Genomic DNA, 24,178 nt, shown 5'->3' on the forward strand with positions numbered 1-24,178 from the left:
TCAGCCAGATGAACGGAAGCTTCGTCCCGCCTGGCACGCGCATCGGCAAGCGTAACCCGTGGCCAGGCTCAAAAGCCATCGTCTTTTGCTTGCCGTCGTAAGTGAATTTCCATCGCCATATTTTTCCGGCACTCGGGTGACGAACAGAAGTAGACGGTTGGTATCTGTCAGATCGTAGGATTTGGGGCACGGCTTTGCCGCACGGACTTTGGCGTCACTGAGCATCGGTCGTCTCCAAAAGCACCACGTTTGTCGACCGCCGAGACCACAAATCGTACCACGTCTGCCGCAAACCGGTGCGGATGCGCGTGGACGACTTCAACCAGGCTGGTGAGCTAAGTGTCAGTAGTCAGGGAGAAAAATCGATATCGATGGACTTATGAAGACCCCTGCGGGAGAGGTTAGTGGCGGAGAGGGTGGGATTTGAACCCACGATACTATCGACGATTGAGATGATGGGTTTAAACGACCTACTATTTCTGCACGTTCGAGGGTCGGTCTGGCACCAACGGACAGGCGCCGGGCTTCGTGAATTGCATCGTATGTGCTTTATTAATTCATTGGAAAAAAAAGCGCTCGATATGAGCGAACAGAACCAAGATCGCGATTAGAACATTGCTCGCAAGCCAATAACCGCTGAAACTCCAGAAACGCCCTCGCCCGCAGTCCGCGCACTCAGAGCGGTTCTGCCCAGCTTCCGCTCCCAGTTTAATCCGATGTACGGGGCAAGAGATCGGTTCCGCTCGTAGCGAAGCCTAACACCCATTTCGACACGCTCAAAACCCGTCCCGACCTTCAATGCTGGCACGTCCTGAAACGCAAAATCCAACTCGACTTCGGGTTCAAGCACCAGGGACTGGGTTATGCGCTGCGTATAGCCTGCTTTGCCACGCGCGTGGACGTCCCCTTTATTTGATACGAACAACTGACCTTGCAGCTCGAACCAGTAAGGCGCCAGCCCTTCGATACCGATCAGCGCGTAACTGCGCTGTGGATCGGGTCGAAAGTCCTGGCGCACGCCCAGCTGCATATTGAACCAAGGATCAAGAGCGTGGCGCCAGAAAGCATTGATTTCTATGCGTTCAGCTCTCTCGCCAAAAGTGCCTTCGCCCTCGCTAGCCAGCACAATCCGATCGATATCGCCGCCGTACCATGCCTGCCCGTCCCAGCCGAAACCATCACTGCCCTTGCCGGCGCGAAATTCCAGCTGGTCCACCTGAAGCGCGAAAGTCCTGAATGTCATCTCCTTGCGCATTGCCGCGCGCGAGGCCGCCATAAGATCAGGCGCGAAGAAGCGTGCGGCAGGAAAGTCGGTCGGTATCGGTGGCGGCGGGGCGTTGCCGGGTTCGTCGGAGACTGTCCTCACGGGCATGGCGTGATCGGAATGATCCATTCCCTGCATGTCCTGCCCATCCATATCCACACTTTCGATGTCCACCTTAGAATGATCTATGGAGCCATCTGTCATCCCGGCATGTTCATCGGCCTGTAGCGGGGCCGCAGTACTTTCCTGGGCCTGTACAGAAAGCGGCGAGCCAACCAATAGCAGCGAGGTGAGGATCGGAAAGAGGCGAGCCATCAGGCTTCCTCGCCTTTGCGAACCGTCACGACACGCATCATTCCGGCGTGCATGTGCAGGAGCATGTGGCAGTGAAAAGCCCAGTCACCTTCAGCGTCGGCGGTAAGATCGAACGAGGCCTTGCCACCCGGCAGCACGTTGACAGTATGCTTGCGCGCGCGATTGCCGGGCTTGCCGCTGACCAGTTCGAAAAAGTGTCCATGGATGTGGATCGGATGCGGCATCATGGTATCGTTGATGAGATTGATGCGCACGCGCTCCCCCAGGCGAAAGGGGATCGGCTTCGGATTCTCCGACATGGTCTCGCCGTCCATGGACCAGAGATACCTCTCCATATTCGCGGTCAGATGTACGTCGATCTGGCGGCTGGGCGCGCGCGGATCGGGATTGGGATCGCGCGAACGCAAGTCCGCATAGGTGAGCACCCGGTGATCAACGTTTTCCAGCCCTGTTGGACGATCAGCAAGCCGGTCTACCGGCATCGGGGAAAGCGTGGCGACGCCCGGGCCCATCTTTACGCCCGGCGCGACCGCAGGATCGCGCATCGACATCGAATGACCACTCATCGAACTATTTGCCGGCTTGCTGAGGTCGATCACCCCCCCCTCGCCCATGTCCATGCCATTCATATCCATACCCATGTCACGCATGGTAAGGACGGGTCTGTCGCGCAGTGCAGGCGTTTCACCAATGAGCCCCGACCGCTGCGCCAACGTCGCGCGGACGAGACCGGACCGGTCGATAGCCTCGGCGATTACGCCGTAACTCTCCGCCGAACCTGGCTCGACGATAAAGTCGTACGTCTCGGCAATCGCGATCTGCAATTCGTCGATCTCGATAGGCTGAACGAGATTGCCGTCGGCAGCCACCAAGGTGAGCGGCAAGCCCGGGATCCGGAAGTTGAAGTTGGTCATAGACGAGGCGTTGATGACGCGCAGCCGCACTTTCTCGCCTGGCGCGAAGAGGCCTGTCCAGTTCTCGACATTGCCGTGGCCATTGACGAGGAAGCTGTAGGTCGATCCGGTCACATCCGAGATGTCGGTCGCATCCATGCGCATCTTCGCCCAGGCGAGCCGGTCTGCCAGCGACTGATCCTTCCCTGCCAGCAGCCCCGAAAGTGTTTGTCGCTGCCGGTTGAAGTAGCCGCTCATCATTTTAAGGCGGCGCATCTGCTCATGCGGATGAATAGGGCTCCAGTCTGACAGGACCAGCACATGCTCACGGTCACAGGCAATAGGGTCCGCACCGGATGGGTCGATCACGATCGGGCCATAATGACCCATCGCCTCCTGCATGCCCGAATGGCTGTGATACCAATAGGTGCCCGATTGGCGGATCGGGAAATCATAGGTGAAGGTTTCGCCCGGCCGGATGCCGGGGAAACTGACGCCGGGCACGCCGTCCATCTGGAAGGGGACGATCAGGCCGTGCCAGTGGATCGAGGTGTCTTCCTTCAGCATGTTGGTGACGGCAAGCTGGACCCGCTGCCCTTCCTTCAGGCGGATGAGCGGCGCAGGGACGGTGCCGTTGATGGTGATGGCATGGGCCGATCGTCTGCCGGTGCCAAAATGCCCCTCCCCCACGGTGAGCGCAATGCGATCGCCCGACAGGACGCCCGGCGCGGGGTGGAGGCCTGCGGTGCCGCTGCGCGCCCAGGCCGGGAAGGCGCGGGCCAGAGACAGCGCGGCAGCGCCTTTGAAAAGGGTCCGGCGGTCAAGGGACAGGTCGGTCATGCCCCTTCATACGCGAGCGCAGCGTCAATCCCTCAAAGTTTCCGTGAGTTTTGCGCGGGCGCGATAGAGGCGGGTTTCGACCGCCTTCTCCGTGATGCCCAGCACCTGCGCGGCTTCGGCCTGGCTCATCTGCTCGATCGTGCGGAGCAGCAGCACATCCTTCAGATTGGCCGGCAGCGTGGCGATGGCGGCGTTGATGCGGGCGACCTCCTGCACGGACCGAGCCGCCTCCTCCGGCGTGGCGTTCGTGTCCGCAATGCCGAGCGCGTCGTCGATCGGCTTTGCAAAGGCGAAGAAGCGGCGGACGGCGCGGCGGCGACCCCAATCGCGACATTTATTGAGCGTGATGCGCGCGATCCAGACGCGAAACGGACGCGATCCGTCATAGCGGGCGAGCGCGGCAAAGGCGGCGACGAAGCTTTCCTGCGTGATGTCGAGCGCTTCGTCAGGGTCACCGATGGCCCCGCGCGCCAGCCGGAACACCGCGTCGCGATGGCGCCGCATCAACACGCCATAGGCGGCCTGATCCCCGGCCAATGCGCGGGCGGCCAAGGCGCGATCTTCGGGATCGGCGGTCGTCACCGGGCCGGCTGGGTCAGTGCCTTGACGATCGCGGCATCGAACTGCGCCGCCTGATCGGGGCGCAATACGCCGCGCATCGCGAAGATATGCTGGAGCGTTTCCTTTTGCAGCTGCCCCATCACATGATGCGAGCGATCGACGGCTTCGGCCACCTTGGGACCATAGCCATGTTCGGCCTCGATCGCGGCGGCGAGCCGTTCATTGTCGGCGCGCATTGCCGCTTCCAGCGCCTCGCGCCGTTTGGCAAAGGCCGCCTCCAGCGCGTGGATGCGCTGTTCCTGCGCGGCGTCGAGCGTCAATCGCTGATGGAGCAGGGCGTGGACTTCATTTTCGACGCGAGGTGCCGGCGCCAGCCAGATGCGGGCGACCAGCACCGCGCCAAGCGCCGCCGCGAAGGCCACCAACGCGACGAATATATAACGCCGGCCGTTCATTGGCCGAGCAGGCGGGATGGCGCATAGTCGGACATGCCGATCGGCACGGGCGCCGCTTGTGCGGGCGCACCGGGCACGATGCTGCCAGCCCAGCCGATGCCGATCGCCAGCAGGCCGGCCAGCACCAGGCTGCGCCGGGCCATCGCCCGTTCGCGCCGCCGGGCAAGGCCGCCCATCACCGCCGCGTCCATGTCCGCCAGGCGCGCATCGGTCGGCATCGCCCGCATCGCGCCTAGCAACTGATCCAGATCGCTCATCCTATATCTCCATCCTTCCCCACGCATACGCGCGAGCGCCGGCTATCCCTCATTTAAAAGGTCGAAAAATTATGCGCATGGGTCGAGGGGTGCGGCAAGTCCATGCGTATCACCCCTAACCACCCTGTCTGGCCACCCCGATGGAGACCATCCCATGACCCCTTATGTCCTGACCGCCGCTGCCGCCCTTGCGCTGGCCCTGCCCGGCGTTGCGAGCGCTCACAGCAAGCTGGTGTCGTCCACCCCGGCCGCCAACACGACCGTCGCCAAGCCAACCAAGCTCACCTTGACCTTTTCCGAAACCTTTCTGGCCCCGATGAGCGGCGCGGAGCTGGTGATGACCGGCATGCCGGGCATGGCCGATCATCCGGCGATGCCGATCAAGGGGTTCAAGACCAACGTCGACGGCAAGACCATGACCCTGACCTTCCCCCGCGCCCTGCCCGCCGGCAGCTACGACCTGAAATGGCATATCGTCGGCGCCGACCAGCATAAGATGGAGGGCGGCTACAGCTTCAAGGTGAAGTAAGATCCGATGACCGATGGGGCACTGATCGGCGCACGCTTTGCGCTGGTGATTGACCTTGCCCTGCTGATGGGCCTGCCGCTGTTCTGGTGGGCCATGGGCATGGCGGGGCGCAAAAGCGTGCTGGCCATATTGGCGCTGGGCGGCATGGCCCTGTCCTCGCTGTGGTTGCTGGCCAGCACTGCGGCCATGACCGGCACGCCGATCGGCGTCGTGCTGGCCGTACGGGGCGGCGCGCTGCAGCTGGCGCTGGCCTGCCTTTTCCTGCCGCAGGGCCTTCGGGTCGCACTGATCCCTTCGGCAGTCGCGGCCGCTAATCGCCATGGTTGCGGCATTGCGGGGTCGGGCCGAACAGCAGTTCGGCAAGCGGCGCACCTGATGATTCGAGCGGCGCGCCACCGCGGAGCAGCAGGCTTTCACCTTCATTCAAGGTGAAGCCCTTGCCCGCTTGTTCGATGCGGACCGCGCCCGACTCTGCGATGATAAATTCTTCACCGGGCAAGGCGGAAACGGAGCAGCCGCCCTGCGGCAGGAGGATGAGGCCGGCGCTGATCGGCCCGTCGGCGAGCGGCAGGATATGCCGCGATCGGTGCCGTTCGGGGCGGCGGCAGCCGTTACAACTGCCGCAGCGCGCGGGCCGGCCGGATCGACATCAGCGGGATCGCGCCGGCAAGGCCGATACCCAGCGTCAGCAGGGCGCCGCCGCCCAATGTCGCCAGCACCACCCACCAGTCGGGCGACCAGCTGAATTCGAAGATCCGAACGATCACGAACCAGGCCGCCGTCAGCCCCAGCGCCAGTGCGACCAGCGCCAGCATGGACGCGAGCAGGCCATATTCGATCGCCTGGGCAGCCAATATCTGCCAGCGGGTTGCGCCCAGCGTCTTCAATATCACGCTGTCATAGCTGCGCGCCGCGCGTGACGCAGCGATGGCGCCGACCAGCACAGCGATGCCCGCCAGGATCGCCACCGAGGCGGCAGCGACGATGGCGCGCGACATCTGCGTCATGATGGTGCCGACCTGATCGATCACATCGCCCACGCCGATGACCGACACGCCGGGAAAGGCGGCGAGCAACGCGCGGGTCATGGCCGCATCGTAGCGGGCATCCATGGTGATGGTCGCGGTCATGCTGTGCGGCGCGGCGGCCAATGTGTTGGGGGAGAAGACGAGGATATAGTTGAAGCCCATCGTGTCCCAGTTGACCTTTCGCAGGGAGGCGATGCGCGCGGTGATTTCCCGACCGAGGATGCTGACGGTCAGCGTATCGCCGATGCCGATGCCCATGATCTTCGCCGCTTCCTCGTCCAGTGAGACGAGCGGCGGGCCGGCATAGGCGCGCGGCCACCATTGCCCGGCGGTCAGGTCGCTGCCTTGCGGCAAGGCTTGGCTGTAGGTGACGCCGCGTTCGCCACGCAGGAACCAGGCGCCTTCCGGCAATTCCTTCAGGTCCGCGACGCGCTGGGCACCATAGGCGACGATCGTGCCGCGCAGGGACGGCACGATGTTGAGTTGCGCTTCGGGCGCCTGTTGGCGGGCGATGGCGCGGAAGCGATCGACCTGCGCCGACGGGATGTCGAGGACGAACTGGTTGGGCGCCTTTTCCGGCACGGCGTTGCGGATTTCGCGATCGAGGCTGGTCTGGATGCCGGCAAGCGTCACGAACAAGGTGAGCGCCAGGCCCAGCGCGACGATCAGCGCGGCCGTCTGTGCGCCGGGGCGGTGGAGGTTGGCCAGAGCGAGGCGCAGCAACGGACGGCGCGGGCGCGGCGCGAGTTGGGCGAGACGGCGCACCGCCCAGCCCAGGCCGAGCAGCAGCAGGAGAACCGCCGCCGTCGCGCCAAGTACCGCTGCGGAAAAAAGCGGTTCGCGCGCGGTCAGCAATGCCAGCGCGACCAGCAGCCCCCCTGCCCCACCCATGGCGATCAGGCTGTGCCGGTCCATGCCGCTGCGCCTGTCCACAGCGCCACGAAATATGGCGGCGGCGGGCTGGGTGCGGGCGCGACCGAGCGGCGGAAAGGTGAAGAGGAAGGCGATGAGCAGGCCGTAGGCGGCGCTGGTGACCAGCGGCAGGGGATGGAGCCGAAATCCGGGGCTGACCGGCAGCACATCGCCCGCCAGCGCAACAATCAAAGGCGGCAGCAGCGCGCCGACACCAAGCCCGGCAGCGATGCCAAGCAGCGCGACCGCGCCGACCTGCATCCGATAGATGCGACCGATATCGGCGGAGGTCGCGCCCAGCACTTTGAGCGTGGCAATGCCGCCGCGCTTGCCGGCCAGATAGGAGGCGACGCCATTGCTGACCCCGATACCGGCGATGACGAGGGCGGCAAGGCCGATCAGCGAGAGAAATTGCCCCATGCGTTCGATGAAGCGATTGGCGCCCGGCGCCGCGCGATCCTTGTCCTTGAAGGTCCAGCCATCGCTGGCATGTGCCTTTTCCATGTCGTTGCGAACGATCGCGGCGTCGAAACCGGGTTTAAGGCGGATGCGATATTTGGCGGTATAAAGGCTGCCCGGCTGAACCAGGCCTGTTCGACGCAGTCCATCTATGGATACGATCGCCACCGGGCCAAGGGTGAAGCCTTCCCCCAGCCTGTCCGGCTCGTCGGCGATGATGCCACCGATGGTGAATTCAGCAGTGCCATAGCGCAGCCGGTCGCCAGGCCGGACCTCCAGCCGCTCCGCCAACGCTTCGCCGATCAGCATATGATCGGGACCAGATGGGCGATAGGCGCCGCTGCGCAGAGTAAGCCTGCCATAAAGGGGATAGACGGCATCCACCCCCTTCAATTCGGTGAGGATCGCCGGCGGCGCATCTTTGCCGCCCTGCCCCACGCGCTGCGCCATTGCGCGCAGGCGGATGGTTTCGCTGAGCGTGCCAAGTTGGCGAAAGGCCTCCTTGTCGCCCAGCCGCGCCTCGCGTTGGGTCATGGCGATTTCGATGTCGCCGCCCAGCAGATTGCGGCCACGATCGCTCAATTCCTGCGTGATGGCAGCGGTCAGGCTGCCGATCGCGGCCAATGTCGCCACGCCCAGGAACAGGCAGAGGAAAAGAAGCCGCAGGCCGCGAAAGCCCAGATGCAGGTCGCGTCGCGCTATGCGCCAGCTGGCGCGCCAGTTCAGTGCGTTCACGCCGCGCTGTCCGATATGATGTTGCCGTCGCGCATTTCCACGATCCGGCCGCAACGCTGCGCCAACACGGGATCATGGGTGATGATGACAAGGGTCGCGCCCGCCGCCGACTGCCGTTCGAACAGCAGGTCCATGATGGTGGCGCCAGTGGTCACGTCCAGATTGCCGGTAGGTTCGTCGGCGAAGAGCAATGTCGGGCGCGGCGCGACGGCACGCGCGATGGCGACGCGCTGCTGCTCGCCGCCCGAAAGCTGGGCTGGATAATGGTCGAGCCGGTGGCCAAGGCCTACGGCGCGCAATTCCGCCGCCGCCCGGTCGAAGGCGTCGGCATGGCCGGCCAGCTCCAGCGGCACGGCCACATTTTCATGCGCGGTCATGGTGGGGAGAAGATGGAAGCTTTGCAGGATGATGCCGATGCGGCCACGGCGGGCCTGCGCCAATGCGTCCTCATCCAGCGCGCCGAAATCGACGCCCCCCACGCTCGCGCTTCCGCTGCTTGCCTGTTCCAAGCCCGACAGCACGGCCATCAGCGAGCTTTTGCCCGATCCCGACGCGCCGAGGATGGCGATGCTTTCCCCGCGCAGGATGGTAAGATCCACGCCCTTGAGGATCGCCACCGGCGCTTCGCGCGTTCCAAGCGAAAGGGTGACATCCTGCGCGCGGATCGCGATAGAGGTGGGATCGATGGGCAAATGCATGAAGAAGGAGCGCTCCTTGGGCCACAAGTGGATGCAATATGGGGCGTTGGCACTATTTGTCCAACTGACGGTGGCCTGTTCGGATAAAACACCCTCTCCGCCACCGTCAGGCAATGACGTACAGGCGATGAATCGGATGCAGCCGGCGGTTCCGGCGGCTGACGAACGGCTGGTGGTCGCCTTTGGCGACAGCCTTTATGCCGGCTATAATCTGGACCAGGAAAAGGGGCTGGCGCCGGTGCTGGAAAAGGCGCTGGTCGCGCGCGGGGTGAAGGCGCGGGTCGTCAATGCCGGGGTGTCGGGCGATACCACCGCGGCGGGGCTGGCGCGGCTCGCCTTCACGCTCGACGGCCTGCCGCGCACGCCCGATTTGATGCTGGTGGGGCTGGGCGGCAACGACATGCTGCGCGGCCTTTCCCCGGCCGAGACGCGCCGTAATCTGGACGTGATATTGGCGCAGTTGCAGAAACGGGGCATCCCGGTGCTGCTGACAGGCATGCTGGCATCGCCCAATATGGGGCCGGACTATGCCGCCGCCTTCAACCCCATTTTTCCCGAATTGGCGCGTAAATATAAAGCCGCGCTTTATCCTTTCATGCTGGACGGCGTGATTGGGCAGCGGACGCTGCAACTGCCCGACGGCATCCACCCCAATGAACAGGGCGTAAAGGTGATCGTCGGCAAGCTGGCGCCGGTCGTGGCCGACGCGCTCAAGCCATGACGGCACGGATCAGGGTCGGCCTGATCGGCTATGGCATGGCCGGCCGCGTGTTTCATGCGCCGCTGATCCGTGCTGCGCCGACGCTGGATCTGGTGGCGATCGCGACCAGCCGTGCCGATGAGGTGGCCGCGCTCGACCCGGCGATCGCCTGCATGGAAGCCTCTGCCCTTCTGTCCGATCCGGACGTCGATCTGGTAGTCGTTGCCACGCCGAGTGCGACCCATGCCGCGCTGGCCGCCGATGGCTTGCGCGCGGGCAAGCATGTGGTCGTGGACAAGCCATTTGCCCTGTCGCTGGCGGAGGCTCGGGGTCTGGCGAGACTGGCGCAAACCCATGGCAGGCAGCTGACGGTCTTCCACAATCGACGGTTCGACAGCGACTTCCTGAGCATCCGGGCTGCGATAGCGGAATGCGTGATCGGCCGGGTGACGCATTTCGAATCCCATTTCGATCGCTTCCGTCCGGAAGTCCGCGACCGCTGGCGTGAGGATGGATCGCCAGGATCGGGCGTTTGGTTCGACCTGGGTCCGCATCTGGTCGATCAGGCGCTGGCGCTGTTCGGTCGGCCGCTGGCGGTGAGCGCGGACATTGCCGCGCTGCGCCCCGGATCGGCGGCGGCCGATTGGGCCCATGTCGTGCTGCGCTATCCAGGCATGCGCGCGGTGTTGCATGCCAGCCTGAACGCGCCGGGCGGCGAGCGTGGCGGGAGCCCGCGCTTTGCCGTGCATGGCAGCGGGGGATCGCTCATCAAGCGGTGCCTCGATCCGCAGGAGGCGCAACTGATTGCGGGCCTGCGACCGGGTGAGCCTGGCTGGGGCATCGATCCCGATCCGCTGGAAATTCATGACGGTGCCGGAGGCATTATGCGGCGCCCGGCAACAGCGGGATGCCAGCAGCTTTATTATACCCGGCTGGGCACGGCCCTGATGAAGGGCAGCGCGCTGCCGATTCCGCTTGAAGAGGCGCTGGCGGTGCAGGAGATTGTCGAAGCGGCGCTGCTGTCGGCGCAGGAAGAGCGTGTCGTGGCAATCCCCCTGCCCTGAACACGCCTCGTAAAAGAATGAAGGATGAGAGATGCGCTTGACCTTGCCTACCATGCTGATCGCCACGGTCTTTACCGCACCGGTTGCAGAGGCCCGGCCCGATCCCGCGGCGCCAGTGGTGACGATAGCGGACGGCGCGCTGCGCGGGGTAAGAGAGGATGGCGTCATCGCCTTTCGGGGCATCCCCTTTGCCGCGCCGCCGGTGGGCGATCTGCGCTGGCGCGCGCCTCAGCCCGTGGCGCATTGGCAGGGCGTGCGCGATGCCAGCCGCTATGGGCATGATTGCATGCAATTGCCCTTCCCCAGCGACGCCGCGCCGCTCGGCACGCCACCATCCGAAGACTGCCTCTATATGAATGTGTGGAAACCCGCACGGGCCAAGGCCAAATTGCCAGTGATGCTGTGGATCTATGGCGGCGGTTTCGTCAATGGCGGATCCTCGCCACCCACCTACGCCGGCGCGGCGCTGGCCCGGCAAGGGATCATGGTGGTCAGCTTCAACTATCGGCTGGGACGGTTCGGCACCTTCGCGCATCCTGCATTGACGAAGGCCGACGCCGACAAGGGGCTGCTCGCCAATTACGGCTATATGGACCAGATCGCGGCGTTGCGCTGGGTGCAATCGAATATTGCAGCCTTCGGCGGCGATCCGGCCAATGTCACGATCGTGGGCGAAAGCGCAGGCGGCATGTCGGTCCATGCGATGCTGACGTCCCCTGCGGCACAGGGGCTGTTCCAAAAGGCGGTGATCCAATCGGGCGGCCCGCGCCTGATGGACGAAGCGACGGTCGCGGCGGCAGAAAAAGTGGGGGCCGCCTTTGCCGAGAAGAAAGGGGTCCCGCCCGACGCGCCCGATGCGCTGGTCCGATTGCGCGCGCTGCCGGCCGATAGGATGGTTGACGGGCTGAACCTCGCCACCTTGTCCGCGCCCGGACCGCGCACCTATAGCAGCCCGGTGGCCGACGGACGGATCGCGGTCGACGCGCTTGCCGCCTATCAGGCCGGAAAATTTGCGCGGGTGCCCGTGTTGATCGGCGCGACCAGTAACGATATTGGCGGTCCGGCCGGCGCGATGGTGACCGGCGCCCGATCCATGGCGCAAACATTCGCAAACCAGGGCGTGCCCACTTATTATTATCGCTTCTCCTATGTCGCGCAATCGCTGCGCACCGCCGAGACAATAGGTGCAGGCCATGCCAGCGAAATTCCCTATTTCTTCGACACCGTCGGGATCAAATATCGGCACGCGACGACGCCCGCCGATCATGCGATCGGGCGGCTGGCCAGCGGCTATCTGGTGAATTTCGTGAAAAATGGCGATCCAAACGGCGCGGGCTTGCCCGACTGGCAGCCTTATGTTCCGCAGGAATCGCGCCTGCTCGACATCGGCGCGCAGGGCGGTGCAGCCGTCATGCCGGACCCTTGATCGGCCGAAAAAACAACGTGTTATCAGCACATATCCGACGTATTTTCGGAATCATCGCAACGTGTCATCATGTCGGATCGAACGTGTGATCAGTTTCATTGCGATCATCGCGAATCGCCAGTTTTCCGCCATTGATCGGCGGCCAGCTGTGACGGTAATCCGTATAATCTCCTCATAAAAATCTCTAATGCGTGTTTGCCCGATAATTTGCGGGCTGGTTAGAGGTTGAGCGGCTTCCAGCTGGCGCCTATCCATTTCCTCAGCGGGCTGTCAGGCGGTTGTGCTTTGTTGCACAGCAGCATGGCAAGAAGGCGACTCCAACCGATCATTGCATCCGGTTTGACTTATCCGGTGGATTAGGCGCATTAAACGCTAACCATTTTACCGCCATGATTCGGCAATGAGGGGCGCCATGTCGTTTACCGTCAACACGCTGCGTAACGTCACCACGGCGTGCCAGCAAATGCGCGATCATATCAAGACGATCGTCTTCCGCCCGGACACGCGCAAGATGCTCGACATGACCTTTGGTCCGACCGTCGCCGCCGAGCTGATCGGCCGCACGCCCGAAGCATTGGCCAAGGCAGAATCGAAGGGCCGCCTGCCCCAGCCCAAGCAGCAGCCCAACGGTCGCCGTTACTACACGCTGGAAGATTTGACCCAGATTCGCGAGGCGCTGGGCATCCATGTCGGCAAGCAGCCCGATGAAGATGCCGTCGTGCTGGCGGTCCAGAATTTCAAGGGCGGCGTGGGCAAAAGCACCATCACCAAACATCTGGCCGACTATCTTGCCCTACATGGCTATAGCGTGCTGGTGATCGATTGCGATCCGCAGGCATCGACGACGACCATGTTCGATATTCAACCCGAAACGTTGATCGACGACGATCATACGCTGGGCACGTTTCTGTCGCCGCGCAGCACTTTCAGCGATTTTGCCCAGACGATCCGCGACACCCCCTGGCCCACGATCAAGATCGTACCGTCCAGCCTGGGGTTGCAGGATGCGGAATGGGATCTGACCTCCACGTTGCGCGAAGGCGGACAGGCCGTGCGAGAAAGTCTTCAGGCGCTGCGCATCGGCATATCCAGCGTGGCCAAGGATTTCGATGTCATCCTGCTCGACCCACCGCCAGCCATGGGCTTCCTCGGCCTCAATGTGATGGCAGCCGCGACCGGCCTGCTCATCCCGGTGCCCGCGCGCCAGCTCGATTATCTGTCGACCATCCATTTCATGGACACGATCGCCGACAATATCGAAATCCTCGAACAAAATGGCACGCCGGTCAATTACGGCTTCATTCGCGTCGTCTGCTCCACCTTCTCGCCCAGCAAGCCGGGTGAAAATGACATGTGGCGCATCATGCAGGCGACCTATGCCGGCCTGCTGCTGGGTCAGCCGATCCTGGCATCCGAAGAGATCAAGAATGCGACGCAGGCCTTCCGGTCCATCTATGAATCGAAGCCTTCCGCGTCGCACCAGACCTATATGCGGTGCCGCGACAATCTGGACGCCGTGTTCGGCGAGGTCGAACAGCAGATCCGGCAGCAATGGGCATCGACCAGCCTGACCGGCGCTGACGCCAGCGTGAGTGTCGCGGCATGAGCCGGCGGTCGCTTATCAGCGAAGCCCTGGCATCCGTCCCGTCCGAACCGGTAGCCGTACCCGATGTGGCACCGGGCGAGACGGCGCCGGGTCGGGTCAATTTCACCAACAAGCGCCTGGAGGCCTTTGGCGAGGCCGCGCGGATCGTGAAGCGGCCGACCATCCGGTTGAAGCCGGCGGAATGTTCGATCTGGCCGGGCAATGCGCGCGATTATTCGCTGCTCGACGAACCGCGTTTGCGCAGTCTGATCGATTCGATCCTGGCTGAAGGCGGCAACCGCATTCCTGCCGTCGTGCGCCGCACCCCCAACGGCCCCCTGCCCTATGAGCTCGTGACGGGAACGCGGCGGCACTGGGCGATCAGTTGGCTCAACGGCAACCATTATCCCGATATCGATCTGATCGCGATCATCGAGGATCTGGACGACGAGGCCGCCTTCCGTCTTGCCGATATCGAAAATCGCGAGCGTGAGGATATTTCCGATCTGGAGCGCGGCCTCAATTACAAGGCAGCGGTCGATCGCTTCTATGGCGGCGTGCAACTGCGCATGGCCGAGCGGTTGAAGATCTCCAAATCGCAGCTCGCTCGCTACATCGCGCTGACCGATATCCCGCCCTTCCTGATCAGCGCCTTTCACTCGCCGATGGATCTGCAAGCGAAATATGGCGAGAAGCTGCTGCCGCTGCTGCGCGATGCCGCGAGCCGGACCAAGCTGGAGGCTGCCGCGGACCAGATTGCATCGGAACAGAGTTTCCGGCGTTCGGGGGACGAGCAGCCGATCGCGGGCGCTGAAGTGATGAGCCGCCTGCTCAAGGCGATGACCGCGAAGGGACGTGTGCAGAAGGCCGCGATCGCTGGCAGCAACGGCAAGCCGATCGGCGAGGTCGTGAAGGATCAGCAGAAGATCCTGACGCTGACCCTGACTCCGTCGGACCTGTCGACCGACGCAATATTGGAAGCGTTGCGGCCCGTGATCGATGCGGCGCGCATTCGCACCGCCAAGCGGCGATGACCGTGGGACCTTATGGAAATGAAAAGCTGAAAATAGAGGAATAATCCTTATATTTCAGGTTGTTATTTCACTTTTCCCCCCAGGGGGACGGCAAACGGGATGATGCGTGGTGGGGAATGAAGGCGAACTTAAGACGGCGCTCAAGGAGCGCAAGGTCCAGTTCGAAATGTTCTTCACCCTGCCCGATTTCAGCGATATCTCCTTGCGTGATTATCAGGAAACGATGCAGCGGCCCTTCTTCAGCCTGTCGAAGCGCAAGCGTATAAAGCCTATCGAATATGTCAGTCCCGACAGGTCCGTCACGGTCCATGTCTCGCCCAATCCCACCTATGGCATGGCGACCATCTGGGACGCGGACATCATGATCTATCTGGCCTCGCACCTCAACGAGCTGCGCGAACGCGGCCTGAACGACCTCTCCCCCGTCATCCGGTTACAGCCTGGAGATCTGTTGAAGCGGATCTGCTGGGGCACCAGCGGGCGCGCCTATGAGCGGCTGGTGAGTGCTCTCGACCGATTGCAGGCGACAACGATCAAGACCAATATCCGTGCCAGCGCGAAGAGCCGCGAAACGACCTTTTCCTGGATCGACAGCTACACCCATCTGGTCGATGAGCGAACGCAACGGTCGCTCGGTATGGAAATTACCCTTTCCAAATGGTTCTTCGACGGAGTGATGGACAAACGCAATGTGTTGGCTATTTCGCCGCTCTATTTCGAAATTACGAGCGGGCTGGGCAAATGGCTCTATCGGGCGTCCCGCAAGCATGCTGGCGGCAATGGTCCGGAAGGTTTCGTGATCGGTTTTGAGACGCTGCACCAGAAAAGTGGAAGCGAAAGCAGCTATCCGGTGTTCAAGCGGAAGCTGCTCGACCTGGCCAAGATAAACGAGCTGCCGGACATCAGTCTGGAGGTCATCAACCCCGACAGCACGAAACCCAAGATGCGGATGGTAATGCGCCGACATATGGTCGAGCGCGTGCGATCTGCACGGTCCGCTCCCCTGCCCCTCACGTCGACCATGTCAGATAATGGCGAGGACGCACTAGTCGATCCACGTCATACGATGGGCCTTATCGCACAAGCTGCGGGCGGCTTGCGCAGCTCGGGTGCCGACAAAGGCAAAGCCCGCCATGCGCCTTCGACAAATGGGCGCGCGCGCGACATATTGGACGCTGACATTCTGGAGGCGATCCGAAGCGATTTCCCTGGCTGGGATTATGACGAACTGATGCGCCGCTTTGATGCTTTCCTTGGCGCCAACCCGCATGAATTGCCCCGCAACTATTCCAAGCGCTTTTATGGCTTCGTGAAGGAGCATCATCGTCGCAACAAATTCAAGCTGCGGCCCTGAACCTCGTTCCAGCGTGTTTTTAGAATCATGCGATTTGCGTGGTCGATGAACTTTCCCGGCTATGCGCCGGCTGCGTCGCGCCGATGAGATATGGCGCATAATCCAGCAAAAACGGCCTGCCCATATTTGCGCGACCGCTATTTTCTCGCCCGCGATCAGCACTAATAGACTTGGTAGCAGTCGGTAATAGCCGATTCTGAAAACACGATGCTTTTACGAGACGGAAGGGTTGTAACCACCCTCCCCTCTCCTTCACGCTGGGCAATCCCGCTTTTGCGGCTGTTAAGCAATCAGCCCTGCGCGGCACAGTTTGCTTTGGGCAGAAAATTTGGCGCCCAACGTGTTTTCGAAATTGTTCGGTCACAAAGCGCATGACTGGGCGGCGCGCAGCCCCGCGCTCGCTGGCGGAGGCTAAATGCCCCTATTGGTGGCAGGCGAGATTGCGGCAGCGCACTAGCACCCGATCCCTCTGCGCCAGAGCGGATCTGTGCGCTGCCCATGACGATCGCGGGCTTCGATCGCATTCTGACGGGGCACTGCGCTGATGATGCCCGCTCCACAAAATGGCGCAATAGAACAAAAGCGGAAATTTGCTCCAGGGTGCCTCTAAGCCTCTGTGAGCGCCTTTCGGCGTCGAGCATGTAATTGGTTGGCTGGGGCCTGAAATGGCGTTCAGCGCGCTTCTGGCGGGGTCAGCATTTTCACATGTCCGACCAAAAATCACCTTCCGAAGGATCAACGAGCGGGTCAGGAGGACTAGAGGCGGCAGGTAGGCTCGCGATGGGAATGCTATAATTGCGGTAGCTGGCCTGACCAGACCGCTCCAGCAACAATCCTGCCTCGGTCGCGATAGTGAGCAACTTGATGGCGCCGGCCGAGGTAATGCCAAGTCGGTGCGCGACGAGCCGGCTGCTAATATACGGATGTGCCATTGCCAACATCACGACGTCCTTCAATCGACCGGGGCGCCGGCGATTGGCGATCTGTGCAGCGGCACGGTCGCCATAGCTGCGCAGCCGTTGTTCCTGTTCGAGATGGTGGCGGGCGCCCGATATGATGGCCTTCAGCCAGAGCCGTTCGAATTGAATCGATGTGGCCATCTTCCATGGAGCACCGCCCAGCTGGAAGCCGAGTGCGACCAGACCGCCGAAAGAGGTGTCCGATCGGCCGGGCCCGAAGCGGTCGCCGATCAGGAAACTCGCCACGGCGTCACCACGGCCGATCGGTGTGCTTGTTCGCCAGGAATGGGCCAGATGTGCGCCCTGTATCAGGGGCGGGGCGGGGGGCAGGGCGGAGACGGCTTTTTGCCATGCGTCCACTCTCAGACGGATATCGGCCAACGGCAATGAAGGGGTGACCCAGGGTGCAACGGGAATACCGCCATCCTCCACGCCAAGCCAATCGAGCAGACCGGCGCTGTCCGTCTTCAACATGTCCAGCGTCACCGGCGCACCGACCGCTCTGCGCCAATGAGTCAGGTCGAAATCTGCCCCGTTTATGCTGCCGCGCCCATCGATCGTGAAGGCATCCGCGTCGATCATCGTCGCGTCGATCCACGCAAGGGCCTGGCGTTCGGCGATGAAGCGTCGTATCTTCCAGGGACGACGGATCGGGCTGAACCGCTGCCGCTCCTCAATCCGCGTCAGCATGGACTGGGCGTCTGCATAGTCGGTCAGCAACGTGTTATCACCGATAGCACGCTCTGTTTCCGACGATTCATCCCCAAAAAGCATCAATTCAATCTCTATAAAATATAACGCTATTACAATAATATACGGCTCATCATTAAACGATGACGCCGTTTAAGATAGTTCGCTTTTACAAAGATTGTTCGCCCGCGCCAATCCTTCCATCTTTCGGACCGATTGGCGCGGGCGGCGCAGGCGCTTATGCCTTGTGCCATGTCCGCCACGATCCTCCTGTCCATCCTCTATGCTGGCCTGCTGTTTGGCGGCGCGGCGTTAGTCCATCGCTATCGCGCCCGCCTTGGCGGGTCGCGCTGGCGCGTCCACGCCTATGGGCTGGCGCTGGCCGTCTATTGCACCAGCTGGACCTATTTCGGCGCGGTGGGCAGCGCCGCGACAGGGGGATGGGATTATCTGCCCATCTATCTTGGACCCGCGCTGTTGATGGCGTTGGGTGGGCCTTTCCTGCGCCGGCTGCATGTCGAGGTGCATATCGATGGCGCGACGTCCATATCCGACTTCATCGCCTCCCGTTTCGGCAAGAGTAGAATGATCGCCGCGCTGGTGACGATCATCCTGCTGTTCGGCACCATTCCCTATGTCGCGCTGCAATTGCGGTCGGTCGCCTTCAGCTTCGCATTGGTGTCACACACGCCCGAAAGCACGACACCCTTGATCGGCGCTTCTGCGGCGCTGGCCCTGTTCGCCATCCTGTTCGGCGCACGCCGCTATCAGGTAGCGGGCCAGAATGAAGCGATCCTGTTCGCGGTGGCGACGGAATCCGTGCTAAAATTGCTGGCGCTGCTGCCTGTGGCGGGGCTGGCCATCTGGCTGCTCTGGACCATGCCGACGGCACAAGCTGGAGAGGGGCTATCCCTGTTCCGTAGCAGTTTCGCACCGGCGCGACTGGACAGCGATTTCCTGGTCACGACGCTCTTGTCGATGCTGACCATCCTTTGTTTGCCTCGCCATTTCTTCGTCAGCGTCATGGAAGCGCGCGGGCCGGACGATATCACGCACGCGCGCTGGGGCTTCATCGCCTATCTCCTCGTGACTGTGCTGGCGGTACCGCCGATCGCGGCAGCGGGGCTGGCTTTTCTGGGGGAGGGGGCGGCACCGGATCTGTTCGTGCTCAGCCTGCCGCAACATTTCGGCTTCAACGCGCTGGCGCTACTGGTCTTCTTCGGCGGCCTGTCGGCCGCGATGGCAATGGTGGTGACGGAAATCGTCGCCATCTCCAGCATGATCTCCAACGATCTGTTCGCGCCAATATTGCTGCGCCGCTCCGATGCGGGCGGACATATGGGGGAAAGGCTGTTGTGGGTGCGCCGCGTCGCCATTATCAGCCTGATCTCGGCCGCCGCCCTCTATGCGATGGCAACGCCGCTGACGACCGGGTTGGCCTCGGTCGGGTTGATCGCCTTTGTTGCCATTGCCCAATGCGCACCGGCACTGATCTGCGCGGTCTATCGGCCACATAATGATCCGGTGGCGGGCGGGGCCGGGCTTTTGACAGGCTTTGCCATCTGGATGCTGGCGCTGTTTCTGCCGTCGGTGGATCTATTGCCGGACTGGATCCATCGCTGGACGGGTGGCAATGTGGTCACGCTCGGCACGATCGCCAGCCTTGGCGCTAATTTGCTGGCGACCCTGCTGGTGTCCGCTCGGACCGTCGGTACCGCAGCGCTCGTGCGGCAGCGCGGTATCGCACCGGTCGGCACGATGGCGGCGCTGGGCGATCTCGTCACCCGCTTCGTCGGCGTCGATGCGGCGGCGGAAGCATTTGGCTCGGATGAGCGGTCGGATCGCCCGATCGACCAGGGTAGCGCCCGCACGGCGGAGCGGATGATCGGCAGCGTGGTGGGCGCTTCCTCCGCCCGCGCGATCATGGCGTCGGCCATTTCCGGGCAGGGCATGGGTTTTGCAGAAGTGGCCCAGGTGCTGGATGCGTCGGGGCAATCGCTCCATTTTTCGCAAGGGCTGCTGGCAGCGACGCTGGAAAATATCGACGTCGGCGTCAGCGTGATCGACCGCGATTTGCGGTTGATCGCCTGGAATAGTCGCTATCTCGACCTGTTTCGTTATCCGCCCGGCTTGGTCCGTGTGGGCGTGCCTATCGCCGACCTGATCCGCTTCAATGCCGAGCGTGGCGATTGCGGGCCCGGTGAGGTGGACGACCATGTCGCACGGCGCCTCAGTCATATGCGTAGCCGCAAGCCGCATAGTTTCGAACGCTATAGGCCCGATGGACGTGTCATCAAGACGGTGGGCGGGGCGATGCCCGATGGCGGCTATGTGATGAGCTTTACGGACATCACTATCGAGGCGCAGGCGCGGGCCGCCACCGAAACGGCCCGGCGCGACCTGGAGCAGGCCGTGGCGGAACGCACGGCGGAATTGTCGCGGGTCAATGCGAAGCTGGCGTCGGCAATGGCCGACAAGACGCGCTTTCTGGCGGCGGCCAGCCATGATCTGTTGCAACCGCTCCATGCGGCCATGCTCTTCTCGTCCGCGCTGCGCAGGCGGCTGGACGAGCCGGAACGGGCCATGCTGGCGCGGCTGGACCGCTCGATCGAGGGGGCCAATGATCTGCTCGGCGCGCTGCTCGACATATCGCGGCTGGACGCCGGCGGCGTGACGCCGCAGCGGACCCGTTTTGCCGTGCGGGCGATGCTGATCGACCTGACCGAGAGCCTGGCGCCGCTGGCGGCGGAGAAGGGCCTGTCGCTGCGCGTCGGGGCAGGGGACGGATGGGTGGAGACGGATCGTTCCCTGTTGCGGTCGATCATCCAGAATTTTCTGTCCAATGCGATCCGCTATACCGAACGCGGCGGGATCATCGTCGCGGCGCGGCGACGGGGGCAGGAACTGCGGATCGAAGTGCGCGACAGTGGTATCGGCATCGCGCCCGACAAGCTGGACATCATCTTCCGCGAATTCGAACGGCTGGGGCAGGGGAGCGAGAATGGCATCGGCCTGGGACTGGCCATCGTGGAGCGCTCCGCCGCGCTGATCGGCGCAAGGGTGGAGGTATGGTCGCAGCAGGGGAGAGGGAGTTGCTTTGCCATCAGCCTGCCTTGCGTTGGGGCCGATCCGCAGCATGGCGTGCGGCCGGATGCCGTTGGACAGGCTGCATCAGGGCTACGGCTGCTGGTGGTCGATGATGACGGCGCCAACCGCGCGGCGATGCTGGCGGTGCTGGAAGCGATGGGCAATGGCTGCGTCGTGGCGGCAGGCGAGGCAGACGCGATGGCGGCTGAGGGGCCGTTCGACGGAGCGCTGGTTGATTTTGAGCTGGGGGCTGCGCGGGACGGCATAGACCTGATCGAAGCTCTGCACGCGCGCTGGCCGTGCCTGCCTGTGGCATTGGTGACGGCGGAACGCGGTGCATTGATGCTGGAACGGGCACGACAACGGGGTATCACCATATTGGCGAAGCCCTTGGGCGGCGGCGTGCTGGATCATTGGATTGCCAATTTGGGAAATAAATCGAAATTACCCTAGTAAATATAACCATATTGGATAATTATCGATCTGCACCCAAACCTAGCGCGCGGGCCGCCAAAGCCGCCTGGGTGCGGTTCTGCACGCCCAGCTTGGCCAATATGGTTGTCATATGCGATTTAATGGTCGATTCCGCCACGCTCATTTCATAAGCGATCTGCTTGTTGAGCTGTCCGTCCAGCACGCCCAGCAGGACGCGAAGCTGGGTAGGGGTGAGCGAGGCGACCTTATGTGCCATATCGTCGATGTCGCCGGCGGGGGCGAGGGCAGGGGCGGGACCATGGCCATCCAGCGCCGCGGCGATCGCTTCCTCGATAACGGCCAGATCCTGATCCTTGCCGATGAACCCGACCGCGCCATAACGGCGGGCTTCGGGGGAGGCGACTTGCGCCTCCGCACTGGAGATGACGAGGATGGGGACGGAGGGGCGCTCGGCGTGGAGCAGGGCGACGCCGGAAAAGCCCGCCGATCCGGGCATTTTCAGGTCCAGCAGGATGAGGAGCAGGTCGCTGGTCGCGTTGGCGATCTCCACGGCGCGATCGAGGGTCGAGGCTTCTGCGACACGCGCCTGCGGCGCGACCGCCTCCACCGCCATGACCAGTGCCTGACGAAACAGCGGATGATCGTCCGCCACCAAGATGGTGCCCAATGTTGCCGGCGTCGTCGTCAGCGTCGCGTCCCTCTCCGATGTTGGTCCGGCCGATCTGTCATCGATCCGGGATAGGGACTCGCCCTGATGGGGGGCAAGTCCTTTATGGTTATTTTCCGTTGCTGAAACGATCTCTCAGGCGTGTGCGAACGGACTGTCGGCGATCAGCCTTTCGACCACGGACGGATCGGCCAGCGTGGAAATATCGCCCAATGCGCTAGTTTCGCCCTCTGCGATCTTGCGCAGGATACGGCGCATGATCTTGCCCGAACGGGTCTTGGGCAGGCCCGGCGCGAACTGGACGATGTCGGGCGTCGCAATTGGGCCAATCTCGTTTCGGACCCAGGCGACCAGCAGCTTGCGCAACTCGTCCGATGGCTCTTCGTTCGCGTTCAACGTCACATAGGCATAGATGCCCTGACCCTTGATCGCATGGGGCATTCCCACGACCGCCGCCTCTGCGACCTTGATATGGGCGACCAGCGCGCTTTCGATTTCCGCCGTGCCCATGCGGTGCCCGGACACGTTGATGACGTCATCCACCCGGCCGGTGATCCAATAATAGCCGTCCTCGTCGCGGCGGGCGCCGTCGCCGGTAAAATAGCGGCCGGGGTAGGTGGTGAAATAGGTCTGGAAGAAGCGTTCATGATCGCCATAGACAGTGCGCATCTGCCCCGGCCAGCTTTTGGCGATGCACAGATTGCCTTCGGTCGCGCCGTCGAGCTGCTTGCCTTCGGCATCGACCAGCAAGGGGTGAACGCCGAACAGCGGCTTCGTTGCCGAGCCGGGCTTCAGATCGGTCGCGCCGGGCAGGGGGGCGATCAAAATCCCGCCGGTTTCGGTCTGCCACCATGTATCGACGATCGGGCAGCGTCCTTCGCCGACGATGCGATGATACCATTCCCAGGCTTCCGGATTGATCGGTTCGCCCACGCTGCCCAATATGCGCAGCGAGCTTCGGCTGGCGGCCTGCACAAAGGCGTCGCCTTCGCGCATCAGCGCGCGCAGCGCCGTTGGCGCGGTGTAGAAGATCGACACCTGCCACTTGTCGCATATCTGCCAGAAACGGCTATGGTCGGGATAGTTGGGGACGCCTTCGAACATCAGTGTAGTCGCGCCATTTGCCAGCGGGCCGTAAACGACATAGCTGTGGCCGGTGACCCAGCCGATATCGGCGGTACACCAATAGACCTCGCCTGGGCGATAATCGAACACATGCTCATGCGTCATTGACGCCCAGAGCAGATAGCCGCCGGTCGAGTGCAGAACGCCCTTTGGCGTGCCGGTGGAGCCGGAGGTGTAGAGGATGAAGAGCGGGTCTTCTGCGCCCATGGCTTCGGGCGCATAGTCGGTAGCGGCGGCATCGCGCGCGGGCCCGTAGAACAGGTCGCGGCCTTCCACCATCGGCACATCGGCGCCGGTGCGCTGGACGACGATGACCTTCTCGACCGAGGTACAATGCGTGATCGCGGCGTCGACATTCGCCTTGAGCGCGACCTTCTTGCCACCGCGCAGCCCTTCGTCGGCGGTGATGACCAGGCGGGAGTCGCAATCGCGGATGCGGCTGGCCAGGCTGTCGGGCGAAAAACCGGCGAAGACGATCGAATGGACTGCGCCGATGCGGGTGCAGGCCAGCATGGCGAAGGCTGCCTCCGGAATCATCGGCAGATAGAGCGTGACCCGGTCGCCGCGCTGCACCCCCTGGCCTTTGAGCACATTGGCGAAGCGGCAGACTTCCTCATGCAACTGGGCGTAGGTGACGATGCGGCTTTCGGCCGGATCGTCACCTTCCCAGATGATCGCAGGCTGATCGCCGCGTGTCGCAAGATGGCGGTCGATACAGTTGGCGCTGACGTTCAACTGTCCGTCGGCAAACCAGCTGATGCCGAAATCCGTTTCATCAAAGCTGCTTTCATCGACCCTGGTAAAGGGCGTGATCCAGTCCAGCCGCTGCGCCTGCTCGCGCCAGAAAGCGTCGGGATCCGACGCCGCCAGCGCATGCAAGTCGGCGGCGGCGGTGGCGGTGATGCGGGCGTCGGCAGCCAGGGCGGCGGGGACGGGGTATAGCGCTTCGCTCATATATCGAGAACCTCTCCAGCTCTTTGCTCCAGCCTAACCTAGCGCCGGACGGTCGCCATCCTCGACCAAAGTCGAGGGTCTTTGGCACCATGGTCCGCCTTCTCTCCCACCCCACCTGCCCCGCATGATGGCTTCACAGGCCGGACTTGCCA

Annotated in this window: 19 protein-coding genes; 9 read left to right on the forward strand and 10 right to left on the reverse strand. The window is 62.9% G+C overall.

Features of this window, described 5'->3' with window-relative positions:
- Positions 1-607 precede the first annotated feature (607 nt).
- The 5 genes from AC07UX_RS19835 to AC07UX_RS19855 are packed head-to-tail and all read right to left on the reverse strand — an operon-like array spanning position 608 to position 4,585.
- Positions 608-1,579 carry a copper resistance protein B gene (locus AC07UX_RS19835; RefSeq protein ID WP_495193701.1) on the reverse strand — a complete coding sequence of 324 codons (972 nt, stop codon included), beginning with the start codon at positions 1,577-1,579 and terminating at the stop codon, positions 608-610.
- On the reverse strand, positions 1,579-3,312 hold the full coding sequence (locus AC07UX_RS19840) for a copper resistance system multicopper oxidase (RefSeq protein ID WP_495193702.1): 1,734 nt from the start codon (positions 3,310-3,312) through the stop codon (positions 1,579-1,581). Before AC07UX_RS19840 ends, AC07UX_RS19835 begins: the two co-directional genes overlap by 1 nt.
- Before the next feature lie 24 nt (positions 3,313-3,336).
- The gene (locus AC07UX_RS19845) at positions 3,337-3,894 is read right to left on the reverse strand and encodes an RNA polymerase sigma factor (protein ID WP_495193703.1); all 558 of its coding nucleotides are present in this window, start codon (positions 3,892-3,894) and stop codon (positions 3,337-3,339) included.
- The gene (locus tag AC07UX_RS19850) at positions 3,891-4,328 is read right to left on the reverse strand and encodes a periplasmic heavy metal sensor (protein ID WP_495193704.1); all 438 of its coding nucleotides are present in this window, start codon (positions 4,326-4,328) and stop codon (positions 3,891-3,893) included. Before AC07UX_RS19850 ends, AC07UX_RS19845 begins: the two co-directional genes overlap by 4 nt.
- Positions 4,325-4,585: a hypothetical protein gene (locus AC07UX_RS19855; protein ID WP_495193705.1), complete on the reverse strand. Its 261-nt coding sequence runs from the start codon at positions 4,583-4,585 to the stop codon at positions 4,325-4,327. The genes AC07UX_RS19850 and AC07UX_RS19855 overlap by 4 nt, the downstream gene beginning before the upstream one ends.
- Before the next feature lie 154 nt (positions 4,586-4,739).
- On the opposite strand from AC07UX_RS19855, the gene copC reads away from it, so the two are divergent.
- Together copC and AC07UX_RS19865 are read left to right on the forward strand one after the other, a co-directional pair.
- Positions 4,740-5,114: a copper homeostasis periplasmic binding protein CopC gene (copC, locus tag AC07UX_RS19860; RefSeq protein ID WP_495193706.1), complete on the forward strand. Its 375-nt coding sequence runs from the start codon at positions 4,740-4,742 to the stop codon at positions 5,112-5,114.
- 6 nt (positions 5,115-5,120) lie between these two features.
- On the forward strand, positions 5,121-5,546 hold the full coding sequence (locus AC07UX_RS19865) for a hypothetical protein (protein ID WP_495193707.1): 426 nt from the start codon (positions 5,121-5,123) through the stop codon (positions 5,544-5,546).
- A gap of 179 nt (positions 5,547-5,725) precedes the next feature.
- On the opposite strand, the gene AC07UX_RS19870 is transcribed toward AC07UX_RS19865, so the two are convergent.
- Both AC07UX_RS19870 and AC07UX_RS19875 read right to left on the reverse strand, forming a co-directional pair.
- On the reverse strand, positions 5,726-8,248 hold the full coding sequence (locus AC07UX_RS19870; RefSeq protein WP_495193708.1) for an ABC transporter permease: 2,523 nt from the start codon (positions 8,246-8,248) through the stop codon (positions 5,726-5,728).
- Positions 8,245-8,946: an ABC transporter ATP-binding protein gene (locus tag AC07UX_RS19875; RefSeq protein ID WP_495193709.1), complete on the reverse strand. Its 702-nt coding sequence runs from the start codon at positions 8,944-8,946 to the stop codon at positions 8,245-8,247. Before AC07UX_RS19875 ends, AC07UX_RS19870 begins: the two co-directional genes overlap by 4 nt.
- Between AC07UX_RS19875 and AC07UX_RS19880 the strand changes: the two genes are divergently transcribed.
- From AC07UX_RS19880 to AC07UX_RS19905, 6 genes are all read left to right on the forward strand, one after another.
- The gene (locus AC07UX_RS19880; RefSeq protein WP_495193710.1) at positions 8,945-9,667 is read left to right on the forward strand and encodes an arylesterase; all 723 of its coding nucleotides are present in this window, start codon (positions 8,945-8,947) and stop codon (positions 9,665-9,667) included. The genes AC07UX_RS19875 and AC07UX_RS19880 overlap by 2 nt on opposite strands.
- Entirely contained in the window at positions 9,664-10,710 is a 1,047-nt protein-coding gene (locus tag AC07UX_RS19885; protein WP_495193711.1) for an oxidoreductase, read from the forward strand. The genes AC07UX_RS19880 and AC07UX_RS19885 overlap by 4 nt, the downstream gene beginning before the upstream one ends.
- Before the next feature lie 31 nt (positions 10,711-10,741).
- Entirely contained in the window at positions 10,742-12,136 is a 1,395-nt protein-coding gene (locus AC07UX_RS19890; RefSeq protein ID WP_495193712.1) for a carboxylesterase/lipase family protein, read from the forward strand.
- A gap of 412 nt (positions 12,137-12,548) precedes the next feature.
- Positions 12,549-13,742, forward strand: coding sequence for an AAA family ATPase (locus AC07UX_RS19895; protein ID WP_495193713.1), 1,194 nt, complete (start codon positions 12,549-12,551; stop codon positions 13,740-13,742).
- Positions 13,739-14,755, forward strand: coding sequence for a ParB/RepB/Spo0J family partition protein (locus tag AC07UX_RS19900; protein WP_495193714.1), 1,017 nt, complete (start codon positions 13,739-13,741; stop codon positions 14,753-14,755). The genes AC07UX_RS19895 and AC07UX_RS19900 overlap by 4 nt, the downstream gene beginning before the upstream one ends.
- Positions 14,756-14,921: 166 nt before the next feature.
- On the forward strand, positions 14,922-16,109 hold the full coding sequence (locus AC07UX_RS19905; RefSeq protein ID WP_495193768.1) for a replication initiator protein A: 1,188 nt from the start codon (positions 14,922-14,924) through the stop codon (positions 16,107-16,109).
- A gap of 701 nt (positions 16,110-16,810) precedes the next feature.
- On the opposite strand, the gene AC07UX_RS19910 is transcribed toward AC07UX_RS19905, so the two are convergent.
- Entirely contained in the window at positions 16,811-17,788 is a 978-nt protein-coding gene (locus AC07UX_RS19910) for a hypothetical protein (RefSeq protein ID WP_495193715.1), read from the reverse strand.
- A 222-nt stretch (positions 17,789-18,010) separates the two neighbouring features.
- Here AC07UX_RS19910 and AC07UX_RS19915 point away from each other — a divergent pair, with 222 nt between their 5' ends.
- Complete coding sequence (locus AC07UX_RS19915; protein WP_495193716.1) at positions 18,011-21,298, forward strand: PAS-domain containing protein; 3,288 nt, start codon at positions 18,011-18,013, stop codon at positions 21,296-21,298.
- A 22-nt stretch (positions 21,299-21,320) separates the two neighbouring features.
- On the opposite strand, the gene AC07UX_RS19920 is transcribed toward AC07UX_RS19915, so the two are convergent.
- Positions 21,321-21,947, reverse strand: a complete 627-nt coding sequence (locus tag AC07UX_RS19920; protein WP_495193717.1) for a response regulator transcription factor — start codon at positions 21,945-21,947, stop codon at positions 21,321-21,323.
- A gap of 135 nt (positions 21,948-22,082) precedes the next feature.
- On the reverse strand, positions 22,083-24,026 hold the full coding sequence (gene acs / locus AC07UX_RS19925; protein WP_495193718.1) for an acetate--CoA ligase: 1,944 nt from the start codon (positions 24,024-24,026) through the stop codon (positions 22,083-22,085).
- Positions 24,027-24,178: the final 152 nt, after the last annotated feature.

This window comes from Sphingobium sp. GW821-FHT02B05 (genome assembly GCF_059421905.1).

Excerpts from the sequence above, each read along its gene's own strand:
- AC07UX_RS19835 (WP_495193701.1), bottom strand. The coding sequence starts at position 1,579 with ATGGCTCGCCTCTTTCCGATCCTCACCTCGCTGCTATTGGTTGGCTCG.
- AC07UX_RS19840 (WP_495193702.1), bottom strand. The coding sequence starts at position 3,312 with ATGACCGACCTGTCCCTTGACCGCCGGACCCTTTTCAAAGGCGCTGCC.
- AC07UX_RS19850 (WP_495193704.1), bottom strand. The coding sequence starts at position 4,328 with ATGAACGGCCGGCGTTATATATTCGTCGCGTTGGTGGCCTTCGCGGCG.
- AC07UX_RS19855 (WP_495193705.1), bottom strand. The coding sequence starts at position 4,585 with ATGAGCGATCTGGATCAGTTGCTAGGCGCGATGCGGGCGATGCCGACC.
- copC (WP_495193706.1), top strand. The coding sequence starts at position 4,740 with ATGACCCCTTATGTCCTGACCGCCGCTGCCGCCCTTGCGCTGGCCCTG.
- AC07UX_RS19865 (WP_495193707.1), top strand. The coding sequence starts at position 5,121 with ATGACCGATGGGGCACTGATCGGCGCACGCTTTGCGCTGGTGATTGAC.
- AC07UX_RS19880 (WP_495193710.1), top strand. The coding sequence starts at position 8,945 with ATGAAGAAGGAGCGCTCCTTGGGCCACAAGTGGATGCAATATGGGGCG.
- AC07UX_RS19875 (WP_495193709.1), bottom strand. The coding sequence starts at position 8,946 with ATGCATTTGCCCATCGATCCCACCTCTATCGCGATCCGCGCGCAGGAT.
- AC07UX_RS19885 (WP_495193711.1), top strand. The coding sequence starts at position 9,664 with ATGACGGCACGGATCAGGGTCGGCCTGATCGGCTATGGCATGGCCGGC.
- AC07UX_RS19890 (WP_495193712.1), top strand. The coding sequence starts at position 10,742 with ATGCGCTTGACCTTGCCTACCATGCTGATCGCCACGGTCTTTACCGCA.
- AC07UX_RS19895 (WP_495193713.1), top strand. The coding sequence starts at position 12,549 with ATGTCGTTTACCGTCAACACGCTGCGTAACGTCACCACGGCGTGCCAG.
- AC07UX_RS19900 (WP_495193714.1), top strand. The coding sequence starts at position 13,739 with ATGAGCCGGCGGTCGCTTATCAGCGAAGCCCTGGCATCCGTCCCGTCC.
- AC07UX_RS19905 (WP_495193768.1), top strand. The coding sequence starts at position 14,922 with ATGTTCTTCACCCTGCCCGATTTCAGCGATATCTCCTTGCGTGATTAT.
- AC07UX_RS19915 (WP_495193716.1), top strand. The coding sequence starts at position 18,011 with ATGTCCGCCACGATCCTCCTGTCCATCCTCTATGCTGGCCTGCTGTTT.
- acs (WP_495193718.1), bottom strand. The coding sequence starts at position 24,026 with ATGAGCGAAGCGCTATACCCCGTCCCCGCCGCCCTGGCTGCCGACGCC.